This window comes from Bradyrhizobium sp. LB14.3 (assembly GCF_040547985.1).
Taxonomy (GTDB): Bacteria; Pseudomonadota; Alphaproteobacteria; order Rhizobiales; family Xanthobacteraceae; genus Bradyrhizobium.
The window spans coordinates 136,527-151,138 of record NZ_JBEPQT010000002.1; the positions used below are offsets into that span (position 1 = coordinate 136,527).

General features: G+C 63.8%; 14 protein-coding genes. 5 read left to right on the plus strand and 9 right to left on the minus strand.

What is annotated here, in order from left to right; translation table 11 throughout:
- Positions 1-96: 96 nt before the first annotated feature.
- Positions 97-1,353, minus strand: coding sequence for an FAD-dependent oxidoreductase (locus ABIB00_RS04330; protein WP_354103510.1), 1,257 nt, complete (start codon positions 1,351-1,353; stop codon positions 97-99).
- A 120-nt stretch (positions 1,354-1,473) separates the two neighbouring features.
- Here ABIB00_RS04330 and ABIB00_RS04335 point away from each other — a divergent pair, with 120 nt between their 5' ends.
- On the plus strand, positions 1,474-1,758 hold the full coding sequence (locus ABIB00_RS04335) for a hypothetical protein (RefSeq protein WP_354103511.1): 285 nt from the start codon (positions 1,474-1,476) through the stop codon (positions 1,756-1,758).
- 26 nt (positions 1,759-1,784) lie between these two features.
- Here the strand turns inward: ABIB00_RS04335 and ABIB00_RS04340 are convergent, their stop codons facing one another.
- The gene (locus tag ABIB00_RS04340) at positions 1,785-3,305 is read right to left on the minus strand and encodes a caspase family protein (protein ID WP_354103512.1); all 1,521 of its coding nucleotides are present in this window, start codon (positions 3,303-3,305) and stop codon (positions 1,785-1,787) included.
- Between the two features lie 210 nt (positions 3,306-3,515).
- On the opposite strand from ABIB00_RS04340, the gene ABIB00_RS04345 reads away from it, so the two are divergent.
- The 4 genes from ABIB00_RS04345 (at position 3,516) to fabA (ending at position 8,192) form a co-directional block, all read left to right on the plus strand.
- Positions 3,516-4,481 carry a helix-turn-helix transcriptional regulator gene (locus tag ABIB00_RS04345; RefSeq protein ID WP_354103513.1) on the plus strand — a complete coding sequence of 322 codons (966 nt, stop codon included), beginning with the start codon at positions 3,516-3,518 and terminating at the stop codon, positions 4,479-4,481.
- Between the two features lie 299 nt (positions 4,482-4,780).
- A complete protein-coding gene (locus ABIB00_RS04350) occupies positions 4,781-6,331 on the plus strand; it encodes a DEAD/DEAH box helicase (protein ID WP_354103514.1) in 1,551 nt (516 codons plus the stop codon).
- A gap of 166 nt (positions 6,332-6,497) precedes the next feature.
- A complete protein-coding gene (locus ABIB00_RS04355) occupies positions 6,498-7,565 on the plus strand; it encodes a GGDEF domain-containing protein (RefSeq protein ID WP_354103515.1) in 1,068 nt (355 codons plus the stop codon).
- A 96-nt stretch (positions 7,566-7,661) separates the two neighbouring features.
- Complete coding sequence (gene fabA, locus ABIB00_RS04360) at positions 7,662-8,192, plus strand: bifunctional 3-hydroxydecanoyl-ACP dehydratase/trans-2-decenoyl-ACP isomerase (protein ID WP_354103516.1); 531 nt, start codon at positions 7,662-7,664, stop codon at positions 8,190-8,192.
- 3 nt (positions 8,193-8,195) lie between these two features.
- Here the strand turns inward: fabA and ABIB00_RS04365 are convergent, their stop codons facing one another.
- From ABIB00_RS04365 to sufB, 7 genes are all read right to left on the minus strand, one after another.
- Positions 8,196-8,651: a TfoX/Sxy family protein gene (locus ABIB00_RS04365; protein ID WP_354103517.1), complete on the minus strand. Its 456-nt coding sequence runs from the start codon at positions 8,649-8,651 to the stop codon at positions 8,196-8,198.
- Positions 8,652-8,814: 163 nt separating this feature from the next.
- The gene (locus ABIB00_RS04370; RefSeq protein WP_247440641.1) at positions 8,815-9,156 is read right to left on the minus strand and encodes a HesB/IscA family protein; all 342 of its coding nucleotides are present in this window, start codon (positions 9,154-9,156) and stop codon (positions 8,815-8,817) included.
- A 143-nt stretch (positions 9,157-9,299) separates the two neighbouring features.
- Entirely contained in the window at positions 9,300-9,671 is a 372-nt protein-coding gene (locus tag ABIB00_RS04375) for an SUF system Fe-S cluster assembly protein (protein ID WP_106950866.1), read from the minus strand.
- Complete coding sequence (locus ABIB00_RS04380) at positions 9,668-10,915, minus strand: cysteine desulfurase (RefSeq protein ID WP_354103518.1); 1,248 nt, start codon at positions 10,913-10,915, stop codon at positions 9,668-9,670. The genes ABIB00_RS04375 and ABIB00_RS04380 overlap by 4 nt, the downstream gene beginning before the upstream one ends.
- Positions 10,912-12,216 (minus strand): Fe-S cluster assembly protein SufD, encoded by a 1,305-nt coding sequence (sufD, locus tag ABIB00_RS04385; protein ID WP_354103519.1) that lies wholly within the window; start codon positions 12,214-12,216, stop codon positions 10,912-10,914. The genes ABIB00_RS04380 and sufD overlap by 4 nt, the downstream gene beginning before the upstream one ends.
- A 12-nt stretch (positions 12,217-12,228) precedes the next feature.
- Positions 12,229-12,981: a Fe-S cluster assembly ATPase SufC gene (sufC, locus tag ABIB00_RS04390; RefSeq protein WP_354103520.1), complete on the minus strand. Its 753-nt coding sequence runs from the start codon at positions 12,979-12,981 to the stop codon at positions 12,229-12,231.
- 62 nt (positions 12,982-13,043) lie between these two features.
- Positions 13,044-14,540 (minus strand): Fe-S cluster assembly protein SufB, encoded by a 1,497-nt coding sequence (gene sufB / locus ABIB00_RS04395; protein ID WP_354103521.1) that lies wholly within the window; start codon positions 14,538-14,540, stop codon positions 13,044-13,046.
- Between the last annotated feature and the right edge of the window lie 72 nt (positions 14,541-14,612).

Genomic DNA, 14,612 nt, shown 5'->3' on the forward strand with positions numbered 1-14,612 from the left:
TGGCAAGCAGCGCGGCTTGAATCCGTTTTCGCTGTTGCACGCTGGCAACGCATCGGGCGCGATTTAACGCGACATTATCCCTACCGCGTCCTTGCTCTATGGTGCCGGCGCCGCCTTCGACCGGACGTGCTCGGGCCGGACGCCAAGCGCCAGCAGGCGCGCCGGAATGCCCTGGAGCCACGGCAGCGCGGTGATGAGGCGCACGATCAGCGGCACTTTCAGCGGCCGATCGCCGCCCTGCAAAGCGCCGCTGATGATGTTATTCTGCACGATCATCTGCATTTGCTGCGTCATCTTCACCGGGAATTCGCGGCGACGGCGCACGGCGTCGAGCTCGTCCTCCGACGGGCAGCCGTGCTGCATCTTGTCCGCCAGCAGGTTTGCGGTCGCGACTGCATCCTGCACGGCGAGATTGACGCCGACGCCGCCGACCGGCGACATCGCGTGCGCGGCATCGCCGATGAGAAGCAGGCCCGGTCGCGTCCAGCGCGTCAGGCGGTTGATCGCGACGGTGAGCAGCTTGAGATCGTCGAAGCTCTTGACGTCGGCAATGCCACTTTTCAGGATCGGCGCCATGCAAACGACATCGTCGCGCAGCGCCTGCAATCCCCTCGCCTTCACCGCGTCGTATTGTCCCTTGGCGATGACATAGGCACATTGCCAGTAGTCGCCCCGGTCAAAGGTGATCATCATCTTGCCGCGCTCGACGCGCGCGAACAGGTTCTCGCTCTCGTCCGCCTTGCGGCCGACGCGGAACCACAGCACATCCATTGGCGCGCCGATCTCCTCGACCTCGAGACCGGCCCGCTCGCGCACGGTCGAATGCCGGCCGTCACAGGCAATCGTGAGATCGGCTTCGATGTCCACGATGCCGTCCGGCGTCTTCGCCCGCACGCCGGTGATCGTCTCGCCGCGGCGGATCAGGTCGACGGCTTCCGTGTTCATCATCACCTTCAGCGAGCCGAAGCGCTTGCCGGCCTCGCGGAGGAAATTGAGAAAATCCCATTGCGGCATGAAGGCGATGAAGGGGTACTTGGTGCGGAGGCGGCTGAGATCGGCGATACGAACGGGCGTACCGCCGAACAGGCCGTCCATCTTCTGCAAGCGCTGGTGCGGTAACTTCAGGAAGCCGTCGATCAGGCCGAGTTCGTCCATCACCTGGAGCGTCGAGGGATGCACGGTGTCGCCGCGGAAGTCGCGGAAGAAATCCGCGTGCTTCTCCAGCACCACGACATCGATGCCGGCGCGCCCCAGGAGATAGCCGAGCATCATGCCGGCAGGGCCGCCGCCGACGATGCAACAGCGCACTTTTGCAGTGGAACCTTGCGGAGCCTGTGACGCATCTGGCTTCACGACGGGTCCCTCGTTTCTGACTTAAGTTTTCTGTGCGATGCAGCAAACAAGATTCATTTGCCGCAATTGCGAATGGCCGTTAGCGTCGCCACACATTACGATTGATTTCAGGAAAGTGCAGTGCGGACTATCCTTATCGTGCTCGGCGTCTGGATCTTGATCAACGCGCTCATCGTCCTGATCATGATTCCGCCGCGCAAGCCGCGGAAGTCGGGTCCGCGGCAGACGGGCGCGCTTGCGCCGGTGCCGATCGACCAGAACGGCCATCCGTTCGAGGAGCAGGAAAAGCCCCTGCTGCGGCACGTCATCATCTCGATTGCGATGGGCGCGTTCTTCTCGCTGGCTCCGCCCTTGATCGAAGCTGTCGATTCCGTCAAGCGCTTCATCAGGAAGCGCCGCGGGTAGCGTAAGCGGCGCCTACGCCCGCGTCATCAATTGTTGCTGCGGTTAGCACTGCGGAAGCTCTTGATCTCCGACACGCTGCCGTCGCGATAGGTCAGCTCCACCGAGATGAACTGCGTTGCCGGCGCGAGCTTCATGTAAAGCGGCATGCCGGCGCTGATCGCGCTGGGATCGCGCAGGTCGCAGCCCGGCATCTTCAACACCTGATTCGGAACGGCGGTGTCGATGCCGATGCGCACCTCGCGGATGGCGCAGCGGTAGGACACGAGGTGCGTGTAGTACACCAGCAGCCCGTTGAACTCGCGGAATGACAGCCAGCTCGTCGCGGTCATGTCGAGGATCTTGCGCTGGTCCCGGATCAGCGCGGCCTCGGGATCGAACCTGATCGGGAACGGCCCCTGCATGTCGCCGGACTGGTCGACATAGCGGATCTCGATGGTGCCGGCCACAGCGTCCGGCGGCAATTCGATCGACGGGTTCGGCATCCTCTTGCGCGTGCGCGGGTCGAGCGTATCGATGAAGCCGGTTTCGCGGAAATCGGCGTTGCCGGCCATGCGCCAGGAAATGCCGAGGGTCGGATCGGCGAAGGAGAACACGACGCTCCAGCCGCCATTGTGCCGCGAGAAGCTCGCGATCGGCGCGTTGGTGGTCTCCTCCTTCGGCACGCGCGGCACCGACACCGGTGGCAGCGCCGCGAGCTTCTGCGCCGGCGGATCGGGGCGCGCCGCAGCGGCGGCCGTGTCGTTGGCGACGCCGCTAAGGAAGACGTCGTCGACCATCTGATCGAAATAGACCGGTACCTGCCTGTGCTTGACGGTATCGGCCATCTCGCTGACCAGACGGCGCGTCCGCTGCGCCACCTGCACCAGGTTCTCGCCGGGCTGGAGCAGCTCCTTGGCGAAGGTGCGCGTGAACACCGAATTGGGATTGGCGTCGTCGTTGGAGAGGCGGTCGAGCGCGGTCTGGCGCGGGCCTGCGGAGAATACCGAGAACACGCCTTCGGGCAGCTGCACCATCGGGGCAAGCCCGCCACCACCGGAGACGGCGCGGGTGCCCTTGCGCTCGAACGGGTTGTTGCGGCAGGCGTCGAACACCAGGATCGAGGTTCGCGCCTTCTTGTTCTGGAGGCGCTCGACGATGCGGTCGGCCAGGATGGATGCGTCACGCACCAGCTCTTCCTGCCCTTCCGTCGCCGCCGGCACGTCGGTCGGCAGCAGATAGTTCTGGCCGGCGATCTCGAAGCCGTGGCCGGCATAGAAGAAGAACGCGGTGTCGCCGGGCTCGATCGCCCGATCGAACGCGAGCAGCGTCTCGGAAAATTGCTGCCGGCTCTGGTTCTCGGCGACCATCACCGAGAAGCCGAGTTGTTTCAGCGTGTCACCCATGGTGCGGGCGTCGTTGACCGCCTTGAGCAGCTTTGGAACGTTCCTGTAGTCGTTGTTGCCGACGACGAGCGCGACGCGCTTCTCGGCATAGGCGGGAAGCGCGAAGCCGCTGAGGCCGGCCGCGAGACCAAGCAATGCCAGAATTCTGAAAAGCTGACGCGTCATCGAAAATCCTTCAAGAACGGCCCACGCCGGCTCCCTCGAACGACGGTTCATTGGAACCCCGCCGTTGATGTGATAGTCGGCCCAGCCATACCACCGGTTCAACAGCCCTGAGGACTCAGGTTCCGTGTTCTGGCTATAGTCGACTCCGCCGAAATCTGCTTTTTCTTAGGCAATTCTTGTGGGCAATTCCGCTGGAAGCGAGGGGCAGCCGTGTATCACTGGTGCACCGACGAGGTCGAGCCGCACGACCGCTTCGACTATTGGCGCGAAGTGCGCGCCAAGGGCCTGTTCGGCGTCACCGCCGAACTCGAGCGCGAACGCCGCGCGGACTTCTTCGGCGAATTCTCGCTGCGCCAGCTTGGCGGCGGCGGTCTCGTCGAACTGAAGGCCTTGCACTACACGGTCGAGCGCAGCACGTCCGACATCGCCCACGCGCCCGGTGACAGCATCTGCGTCTATCAGCAGCTCGGCAGCGGCGGCTGGTTCGGCGGCATGCGTGGCAGCGACTTCGCGATCGCCAATGGCAGCTTCGCCACCAGCCATACCGACCTGCCCTATCGCACTGCGCCGCTGGGCGCAGGAGGCTTCCACCTGCGGATCCTGAAGATCCCTCTGAGCGGCCTCGCCAGGCAGGACAAGCGCATGCGCGAGCTTGCGCCCCGGACGTTCGACGATCGCAGCCTTGCGCCCCTGCTCGGCGCCTGCTTCGCAGATCTCGGCGAGGCCGCCGCTGACGATGATAGCGCCGCCGATGCGGCTTCCCTCGTCCAGGCTTTGGCCCATCTGGCGCTGATCGAGCGCGGCATCGTGCGGCCCGGCAGCCGCCTCGGGCAGGCCGCGCTGCGGACAGCCCGGCTCTCGCAGGCACGGCGCCTGATCGCGCGTCACCTGCAGGACCCGGATCTGACGCCGATGATGGTCGCCGACCTGCTCGGCATCTCCGTACGTCACCTGCACATGCTGTTCGAAAGCGCGACGAAGAGTTTTTCGCAAACCGTGACGGACGAGCGCCTGAAACACAGCCGCCGCCTGATGCGCGAAGCCCCGGACCGGCTCATCGCCGACATCGCGGCCTCCTGCGGCTTCGACAGCCTCGCGACCTATTATCGGGTCTTCAACGCCGCTTACGGGATGGCCCCCGGCGACTTCCGCGCCCAAGGTCCCGAGCGGCGCTAGCCGACGTTTGGACAGATCCGGCTGACCGCTGGATTGGGCGGAAAACCGCGGTCGCGCCCGCTATTTGGGCGAAAACCTCCGGTTTTTTAGGGCCTTCCCGCGGCTGCTCCATTGACTTTGGCTGATTCCCGCCTATGTTCCGGACGACGCGGCTCGGTATCGAAGAGCGATTCCTGAGCCTGGCGCTTTGTTCGCGTGAGTCAGCACCCCCAGCTTCTTTGAGAGCGCGCCGTTTCGGGGTGGAACGCGACAGCCTTAATCACCCTCGATTCCGAACGGCGGTTTCGACCAGAGGCTCAATGTCCTTTTCAGATCTCGGACTATCCGAAAAAGTCCTCGCCGCAGTCGCGGCTACCGGTTACACCACCCCGACCCCCATTCAGGAACAGGCGATCCCTCACGTCCTTGCTCGCAAGGACGTGCTCGGCATCGCCCAGACCGGCACCGGCAAGACCGCGGCGTTCGTGCTGCCGATGCTCACCATCCTCGAAAAGGGTCGCGCCCGGGCGCGCATGCCGCGCACCCTGATCCTTGAGCCAACCCGCGAGCTCGCGGCGCAGGTGAAGGAAAACTTCGACCGCTACGGCGCGGGCCAGAAACTCAACGTCGCCCTGCTGATCGGCGGCGTTTCCTTCGGCGACCAGGATGCCAAGTTGACGCGCGGCGTCGACGTGCTGATCGCCACTCCCGGCCGCCTGCTCGACCATACCGAGCGCGGTGGCCTGCTGCTCACCGGCGTCGAGCTGCTCGTCATCGACGAAGCCGACCGCATGCTGGACATGGGCTTCATTCCCGACATCGAGCGCGTCTGCAAGCTCGTCCCGTTCACGCGGCAGACCCTGTTCTTCACCGCGACCATGCCGCCGGAGATTCGGCGCATCACCGAAGCCTTCCTGCACAATCCGCAGAAGGTGGAGGTGTCGAAGCCCGCCACCACCGCCGTCACCGTTACGCAGTGTCAGGTCCCGGCCGGGCGCGAGGTGCATGAGAAGCGCGAGCTGCTTCGCCGACTGCTGCGCGAGGCCAAGGATCTCCAGAACGCGATCATCTTCTGCAATCGCAAGCGCGAGGTCGCCGTCGTTCACAAATCGCTGCAAAAGCACGGCTTCAGCGTCGGCGCGCTGCACGGCGACATGGACCAGTCGGCCCGCACGGCGGCGCTCGAACAGTTCCGCAAGGGCGAGCTGCCCCTCCTGGTCGCATCCGACGTCGCCGCCCGCGGCCTCGACATTCCAGAGGTCAGCCACGTCTTCAATTTCGACGTCCCCCACCATCCCGACGACTATGTTCACCGTGTCGGCCGCACCGGCCGCGCAGGCCGGTCCGGCATGGCGATCTCGCTCGTCACGCCGCTTGACCAGAAGTCGATGGTGGCGATCGAGAAGCTGATCGGCCAGAGCATTCCACGCGCCGAAGGCGATTACGAAGTCCGCACCGATGCTTCCGACGCGGGCGAGCGTCCGCGCGAGCAGCGCGGCCGTGAACGTTCACGCGGCGGACGCGGCAAGCCGCAGCGCGGTCGTGATCGTGAGCGCAGCCACGAGCCGCGCGAACCGCGTGGCGAGGCACAGCCTTCAGCCGAAGCACGGCCCGCTCCCGAGGCAAGGCCCGCTTCCGAAGCAAGGCCCGCACGCGAGGCAAGGCCTCCGCGTGAAGCAAGACTTCCGCGTGAAGCCAAGCCATCATCCGAGCCGCGTGACGGCGCGCGTCAGCAGGCCAATCCGTCGCATGTGCCGTCGATCGGCCGTCCCGAGCCGCGCCGCCAACGCGAGGCCGACAGCGAGCCGGGCGATCACTCGCATCTGCCGGCATTTCTGCTGCGGCCGGTTCGCTCCCCCGCCGGAGCCTGAAGCGCGATGCGCTCCAGGTTTCGGTTGAGATAAAGCTGGCGCGCAATTTTTTGGATGCATTCGGGGACGTATATTTACGGGGCCTTCACGATCGTCCGTTAGCCTACGAACATAATTTAAGAATTTCTGCGGTCGACGGCGCGCCGATCGCTGTGGGGTATGTTTCGTGGTCAAGGTGCTCGACGAACACGAACGCACGATGGCGTTCGCCGAGGTAGCGCTCGGTCAAATCCGATCGCTGCGGCAGACGGCAATTCCCCGCAATTACGAGATCTGGTACGTCTACGCCACCGGCTACAACGCGCCGCTCAACAAGATCATCAACGAGACGCTGGCGCGGAGCGGCAAGCTGACCGAAGCCGATCTCGAGCAGATCTACGAGACCTACCTCTCTCACATCAAGACCACCGACCGCATCGACAAGGTCGGCGCGCGCGTCATCGGCGAGATCGACGACGTCATGAAGGTTCTCGGCGACGCACTCGGGATGTCCGGCTCCTATGACGCCAGCCTGTCGGGCGCGACCGAACAGCTGTCATCGGCAAAGAGCCGCGAGCAGATCAAGTCGATCGTCGAGACGCTGTTGCGTTCGACCAGTGAAATGCGCGAGATCAACAAGGCGCTGGAAGGCCGGCTGACCCTGTCGAAGAGCGAGATCAGCAACCTCCAGCAGAGCCTGGAGGCGATCCGTGCCGAGAGCCTGACCGACCCGCTGACGGGGCTCGGCAACCGCAAATATTTCGATCGCATGATCGGCATGGCCGTGCAAAGCGCACTCGCCTCCGGCGAGCCGCTGTCGCTGCTGCTGGTCGACATCGATCATTTCAAGTCGTTCAACGATTCCTACGGACATCTCACCGGCGACCAGGTACTGCGGCTCGTCGGCCTGTCCCTGAAACAGACCATCAAGGGCCAGGACATCACCGCGCGCTATGGCGGCGAGGAATTTGCGGTCGTGCTGCCCAACACTGCGCTGCGCCAGGCCCTCACCGTGGCCGATCACATCCGCCGCGCGGTGATGGCGAAGGAATTGAAGAAGAAGTCCACCGGCGAAATCCTCGGCCGCGTCACCATCTCCGTCGGCGTCTCCATGCTCAAGCAGGGCGACGACACCGAGGCGCTGATCGAACGGGCGGATGCCTGCCTCTATGCCGCCAAGCGCAACGGCCGCAACCGCGTGATCTGCGAGGCCGATCCGGAATTCGCGGTCGAGACGCACAACCGGGTGGCGTGACGCCGAAGCCGCGCGCCGCCACCCGCGCTTGACATTCCGACCTGACCAACGACATTTTCCTCATCGCCTGACTGCGAGCACCGAGGATTTGTCGTATTGCCCAACCCGCATGATTTTCACACACCGCAGCCGTCCTACACGAAAGACGAACTGCTGAGATCGAGCGAAGGCGGCTATTTCGGCCCTGGCAACGCGCAATTGCCGGCACCGCCGATGCTGATGATGGATCGCATCACGGAGATCAGCCTAGACGGCGGCGGGTTTGGCAAAGGCCATATCGTCGGCGAACTCGACATCACGCCAGCCCATTGGTTCTTCGATTGCCACTTTCGCGGCGACGCCATGATGCCGGCTTCCCTGGGACTGGACGCAATGTGGCAGATGATCGGCTATTGGCTGGGATGGTCGGGCTCGGCGGGCAAGGGCCGCGCCATCGGCGTCGGCGAGGTGGAGTTCATGGGATCCATCACACCGGACACACGATGCGTGCGCTATGAGGTCACCATGCGCCAGGTGAGGCGCGGCAGGCTGGTTCTGGGATTTGCCGACGGTCGCGTGCTTGCCGACGGCGTCTGTGTCTTCACGGCCAAGGATATGAGGGTTGGCCTGACGAAGGCCGCGGATTGATCCTCAAGCCCTTCGCTTGGCGCGCTTGCGAACCGGGCTGTTCTTGCCCGCTTTCCTCGCCGCTTTCGCGGGCTTGGCGACCTTCTTCGCCGGCTGGTTCGCTGGCTTCTTGACCGCCTTCTTCGCCTTCGGCCGCTTCTTCACCTTGGCGCGCTGGGCGGCGGCGAGCGCCGCCTTCGCCCATTGCGCAAGCTCCGCGGAATCATCGAACAGGCGGGCCGGCAACTCCCAATAGGAGTTCACCAGCACGGTCTTGGCGCGGGTCGAATACTGGAACGGCTTTGAGCCTTCGGCCTCAAAGTCCGGGATGGTCATCTCGTCGGCGCGGAAAAAAAGGCCGGCGCGCAAGGCCAGTGCGAAGTTGATGCCGTCGGCGGAGATGCCGTAGCCGGAAAACATTCTTCGGATGGCGACGGGGCCGAAATCGGCGAACAGGTCGATCAGGAATTCGCGGTCCATGGCGGGCTCTCTCGTGCCCCGGACGCAGCGCAGCGTGAAACGGTGCGCTGCTGAGCCGGGGGCCCAGTCGTCTTGTACTGGTGACCATAGCGTGGGTCCCGGCTCTGCGCAGCAGCGCAAGCGCGCTGCAGCGCGTCCGGGACACGAGAGCAACGTGAGAAGACTACCCGTCGATCGTCGCCGGGCGCAGCTCGACCGATTCGCCGCAGCCGCAGGCGGAGATCTGGTTGGGGTTGTTGAAGACGAACTGGGCCTGCATCTTGTCGGCCTTGTAGTCCATCTCGGTGCCGAGCAGGAACAGCACGGCCTTGGGATCGACCAGGATCTTGACGCCCTTGTCCTCGACGACTTCGTCGGTCGGACGGACGTCATGGGCGTATTCGACCGTGTAGGACTGGCCGGCGCAGCCGCCGTTCTTGACGCCGACGCGCAGGCCCACGATCTCGGAATCGGCGCGCTGGGTCAGCTCGCTGATGCGCTGGGCGGCAGCGTCCGTCAGCCGCATCACCTGCGGGCGGGGCCGCCTCGGCTTTGGAGTGGATGCTGGTGTCGAGCCTGACGATATCTGTGTCATGTCAGTGATGTGGTCCGTTGCCGAGCGAATTCAATACCAAGGATCTAACAAGGATCTAAAGCCAAGGTTACGCGTCACCACATATTGAGCACGAGGCGGGCCTCGTCGCTCATACGTTCCGGCGTCCAGGCCGGCTCCCAGATCACCTTGACGTCGACCACGCCGACGCCGGGGACGCTGGCAACCGCGTTCTCGACCATGGTCGGCAGCTCGCCGGCGGCCGGACAGTTCGGCGTCGTCAGCGTCATCTGGACGTCGACCGAGCGATCGTCCTTGATCTCGACCTTGTAGATCAGGCCGAGTTCGTAGATGTCGGCCGGGATTTCCGGATCGAACACGGTCTTGAGCCCGGCGATGATCTCGGTGGTCAAACGTTCGGTCTCCTCAGGCGGCAGTGCCGACCGGGTTTCCATCGGATTGGCTTTGATTTCGGCCGTGTCACTCATGCGAACAAATCCCGCGCCTTCAACAGCGCCTGTGCCAGATGATCGACTTCTTCCCGCGTATTATACATGCCGAACGACGCCCGGCATGTGGCCGTGACGTTGAACCGCTCTAAAAGCGGCATCACGCAATGGGTGCCGGCGCGCACCGCGATGCCCTGGCGATCGATCACGGTGGCGACGTCATGGGCGTGCGCGCCTTTCATCTCGAAGGAGATCACCGGGCCCTTGTCGCGCGCGGTGCCGATCAGCCGCAGCGAGTTGATCTCGCGCAGCTTCTCCTGGGCGTAGGTGACGAGATCGTGCTCGTGCGCGGCGATGCGCTCCTTGCCGATCGAATTGACGTAGTCGATGGCGGTACCAAGTCCGACGGCCTCGACGATCGCGGGCGTGCCTGCCTCGAATTTGTGCGGGGGATCGCCGTAGGTGACGACGTCGCGCGAGACCTCGCGGATCATCTCGCCGCCGCCGTTAAACGGCCGCATCGCGACGAGGTGGTCGTACTTGGCCCAGAGCACGCCGATGCCGGTCGGACCATAGACCTTGTGGCCCGTGAAGACATAGAAGTCGCAGCCGATGTCCTGGACATCGACCGGCAGATGCACGGCGCCCTGGCTGCCGTCGACCAGCACGGGAATGCCGAGGGCGTGAGCGATCTTCACGACCTCCTTGACCGGGACGATGGTGCCGAGCGCGTTCGACATCTGCGTGATCGCGACCAGCTTGGTCTTCGCCGTCAAGAGCTTCTCGAACTCGTCGATGAGGAAATTGCCCTCGTCGTCGACCGGCGCCCATTTGATCACGGCACCATAGCGTTCCCTGAGGAAATGCCAGGGCACGATGTTGGAGTGGTGCTCCATGATCGAGATGACGATCTCGTCGCCGGCTTTGATATTGGGCTCGCCCCAGGACGAGGCGACGAGGTTGATCGCCTCGGTCGCATTGCGGGTGAAGATCACTTCCTCAGTCCGCGGCGCATTGATGAACTGCGCCACCTTGGTGCGGCCGCCCTCGTAAGCCTCGGTCGCGGCGTTGGCGAGGTAATGCAGGCCGCGATGCACGTTGGCGTATTCGGACGTATAGGCCTGCGTCATGCGGTCGAGCACGGCGCTCGGCTTCTGCGCCGAGGCGGCGTTGTCGAGATAGACCAGCGGCTTGCCATAGATCTGCATGGCCAGCGCCGGAAAATCCTGGCGCACGCGCGCAACGTCAAAGGCACCGTTCTTGACTGCGGGATGCGTGCTCATTGGCGCCGCTCCAGCCAGCGCTCGGCAATGCCGATCACATGCTCGCGCAGATTATCATCGGCGATCTGCTCGATCGCCTCGCCGACGAAAGCCTGGATCAGCAGCGCCTGGGCCTGCTTCTCCGGCAGGCCGCGCGCCTTCAGATAGAACAAGAGATTGTCGTCAAGCGCGCCGGCGGTGGCGCCGTGACCGCAGGAGACGTCGTCAGCGAAGATCTCGAGCTCGGGCTTGTTGTCGGCTTCCGCCTCGTCCGAGAGCAGCAGCGCACGGATCATCATTTTGCCGTCGGTCTTCTGCGCATCGGGACGGACGATGATACGCCCCTGGAACACCGAGTGCGCACGGTCGTCGATCACGGCGCGAAAAACTTCGCGGCTGAAGCAGTTCGGCACGGCATGGTCGACGACCAGCGTGGTGTCGCCATGTTCGGTCTTCTGCAACAGGTTCACGCCGTTGACCGAGAGCTCGCTGCCCTCGCCCGCCAGCGTGACGAAGCCCTGGAGCCGGCTGACCGCAGCACCGGTGGTCATGTTGAAGAAATTGAGCTTTGTATTCGCACCAACAGTGACGAATTGCGAGGTGATGTTCACCGCATCCGGCGAATCGTCCATCAGGCGGATATGCGCGAGGTCGGTGTTGTCGCCGACCGAGAGGATGACGGCATCGTTGATCTGGTAGGCCTTGGCGCCGGCCGCGACAAAGCTCTCGATGATGGTGGCGCGAGCGCCCTTCCCGACCGCGACCTGCGAGCGGGTGAATACCGATGCCGAAGCAGCGGTCGCGATGTGAATGATCTGGATCGGCGCGGACAGCTGCGCGCCGTCGGCGATATCAAGCACGACACCGTCGGTCGCCATCGCCGCGTTCAGCGCGATCACCGCATCGGTGACCGCGGTCTTCAACAGACCGGAATCCTTCTCCAGCGTCTCCCGCAATGTCTTGAAGCCCGCCTCGGAGGCGAGCGCCTTGACGTCGGAGAGATCGGGCGCGAACACGCCGTCGACCAGCACCAGCTTGCGGGCGCCGGCGATCGCATGCGCTTTCACCGCGTCCGCGGCGCGCTTCAACGCAGCCGCATCGGGCGGAGCCGCAAGCGGAAGCACCTCGCCGACCAGCGCACGCAGATCGGTGTACTTCCATTCCTCGATTCGGCGGTGCGGCAGGCCGAGACGCTCATAGGTCTCGAACGCCTCGCGGCGCACCGCGATCACAGAAGGCGAACCCGGCAGGCGGCCTTCGGCGCGGGCGAACAGATCGCTCACCGCGCGGCCGTTTCCGGTCTTTGCCACAGCAACGTTCATCTCAAACAATCCTTACGCGGCGTCCTCGAACTGGGCGTAGCCGGACGCTTCCAGCTCCAGCGCCAGTTCCTTGCCGCCGCTCTTCACGACACGGCCCTTCGACATCACATGCACGATATCGGGCACGATGTAGTTGAGCAGCCGCTGATAATGGGTGATGACGACCATCGCGCGCTTGGGCGAGTGCAGCGCGTTGACGCCGTCGGCTGCGATGCGCAGCGCGTCGATGTCGAGGCCTGAATCCATCTCGTCGAGGATGCACAGGCTCGGCTCGAACAGCGCCATCTGCAGCACCTCGTTGCGCTTCTTCTCGCCGCCGGAGAAGCCGACATTGACGCCGCGCTTGAGCATGTCCTGCGGGATGTTGAGCGACTTCGAGACCTCGCGGACTTTCTTGAGAAAGTCAGGCGTCGAATATTCGCTCTCGCCGCGCGCCTTGCGTTGCGCATTCAGCGCCGTGCGCAGGAAATTCATGGTGGCGACGCCGGGAATCTCGACCGGATACTGGAACGCCAGGAACACGCCCTTGGCGGCGCGCTCGTTGGGGGCCATCGCGAGCAGGTCTTCGCCCTTGAACAGTATCTCGCCGTCGGTGACCTCGTAACCGGGCTTGCCGGCGATGACGTGGGACAGCGTCGACTTGCCGGAGCCGTTCGGCCCCATGATCGCGTGGATCTCGCCCTCGTTCACGGTCAGCGTCAGCCCGTGGAGGATCTCACGCTCCTCGACACGAACCTTGAGGTCTTTCACTTCAAGCAAAGCCATCTTGGTGTCCAGTTTATTCAAATGATGCAAAGGGCGCGCGATGCGCACCGCGAGGGTCGGAGTTAGCCGACCGATCCTTCGAGCGAGATCGAGATCAGCTTCTGCGCTTCCACCGCGAATTCCATCGGCAGCTGCTGAAGCACGTCCTTGACGAAACCGTTGACGACGAGGCCAACCGCCTCCTCCTGCGTGAGGCCGCGCTGGATGCAATAGAACAGCACGTCCTCGGAGATCTTCGATGTGGTGGCCTCGTGCTCGAACGTCGCCGACGAGTTCTTGGCTTCGATGTACGGCACGGTGTGCGCGCCGCATTTGTCGCCGATCAACAGGGAATCGCAGGCGGTGAAGTTGCGCGCGCCGGTCGCCTTGCGATGCGCGGTAACGAGGCCGCGATAGGTGTTCTGCGACTTGCCGGCCGCGATGCCCTTGGAGATGATGCGGCTCGACGTGTTCTTGCCGAGATGGATCATCTTGGTGCCGCTGTCGACCTGCTGATAGCCGTTCGAGATCGCGATCGAATAGAATTCACCACGGGAGTTGTCGCCGCGCAGGATGCAGCTCGGGTACTTCCAGGTGATCGCCGAACCGGTCTCGACCTGGGTCCACGAGATCTTGGAATTGTTGCCGCGGCAGTCACCACGCTTGGTGACGAAATTGTAGATGCCGCCCTTGCCTTCCGAATTGCCCGGGTACCAGTTCTGCACCGTCGAATATTTGATCTCGGCGTCGTCATGCGTGACGAGCTCGACCACGGCCGCGTGAAGCTGGTTCTCGTCGCGCTGCGGCGCAGTGCAGCCTTCGAGATAGGAGACGTAGGAGCCCTTGTCGGCGATGATCAGCGTGCGCTCGAACTGGCCGGTGTTGCGCTCGTTGATGCGGAAGTAAGTGGATAGCTCCATCGGGCAACGGACGCCCGGCGGCACATAGACGAACGAGCCGTCCGAAAACACCGCCGAGTTCAGCGTCGCGTAGAAATTGTCCGACGTCGGCACCACGGAGCCGAGATATTTCTGCACCAGCCCGGGATGCTCGCGGATCGCCTCCGAGATCGGCATGAAGATCACGCCGGCCTTCTTCAGCTCAGCCTGGAACGTAGTCGCAACCGACACCGAATCGAAGACCGCGTCGACCGCGATCTTGCGCCTGTTAGGATCCTGATCGCCGGGCTTGGGCTCGACGCCTTCGAGCATCGCGACTTCACGCAGGGGAATGCCGAGCTTCTCGTAGGTCTTCAGAATCTCCGGATCGATCTCGTCGAGCGAACTGATCGTCTTCTTCGGCTTCGGCGCCGAATAGTAATAGAGGTCCTGGAAGTCGATCTTGGGATAGTCGACGCGCGCCCAGGTCGGCTCGGTCATGGTCAGCCAGCGCCGATAGGCCTCAAGCCGCCACTGGAGCATCCAGGCGGGTTCGTTCTTCTTCTCGGAGATGAACTTGACGGTCTCTTCCGACAGCCCCTTTGGGGCCTTGTCGGACTCGATCAGGGTCTCAAACCCATAACGATACTGATCGACGTCGATGCGCTTCACGCGCTCGACCGTCTCTTGCACGGCTGGCATTCTATCCTCCGCTCGCGGTTTCAAGGACCGCGGTGGATCATCAAACTCGGACGACTATTACGATGTTTCTTG

Coding starts and splice junctions, on each gene's coding strand:
- ABIB00_RS04340 (WP_354103512.1), bottom strand. CDS start 3,305: ATGACGCGTCAGCTTTTCAGAATTCTGGCATTGCTTGGTCTCGCGGCC.
- ABIB00_RS04350 (WP_354103514.1), top strand. CDS start 4,781: ATGTCCTTTTCAGATCTCGGACTATCCGAAAAAGTCCTCGCCGCAGTC.
- ABIB00_RS04365 (WP_354103517.1), bottom strand. CDS start 8,651: ATGGACCGCGAATTCCTGATCGACCTGTTCGCCGATTTCGGCCCCGTC.
- ABIB00_RS04370 (WP_247440641.1), bottom strand. CDS start 9,156: ATGCGGCTGACGGACGCTGCCGCCCAGCGCATCAGCGAGCTGACCCAG.
- ABIB00_RS04375 (WP_106950866.1), bottom strand. CDS start 9,671: ATGAGTGACACGGCCGAAATCAAAGCCAATCCGATGGAAACCCGGTCG.
- ABIB00_RS04380 (WP_354103518.1), bottom strand. CDS start 10,915: ATGAGCACGCATCCCGCAGTCAAGAACGGTGCCTTTGACGTTGCGCGC.
- sufD (WP_354103519.1), bottom strand. CDS start 12,216: ATGAACGTTGCTGTGGCAAAGACCGGAAACGGCCGCGCGGTGAGCGAT.
- sufC (WP_354103520.1), bottom strand. CDS start 12,981: ATGGCTTTGCTTGAAGTGAAAGACCTCAAGGTTCGTGTCGAGGAGCGT.
- sufB (WP_354103521.1), bottom strand. CDS start 14,540: ATGCCAGCCGTGCAAGAGACGGTCGAGCGCGTGAAGCGCATCGACGTC.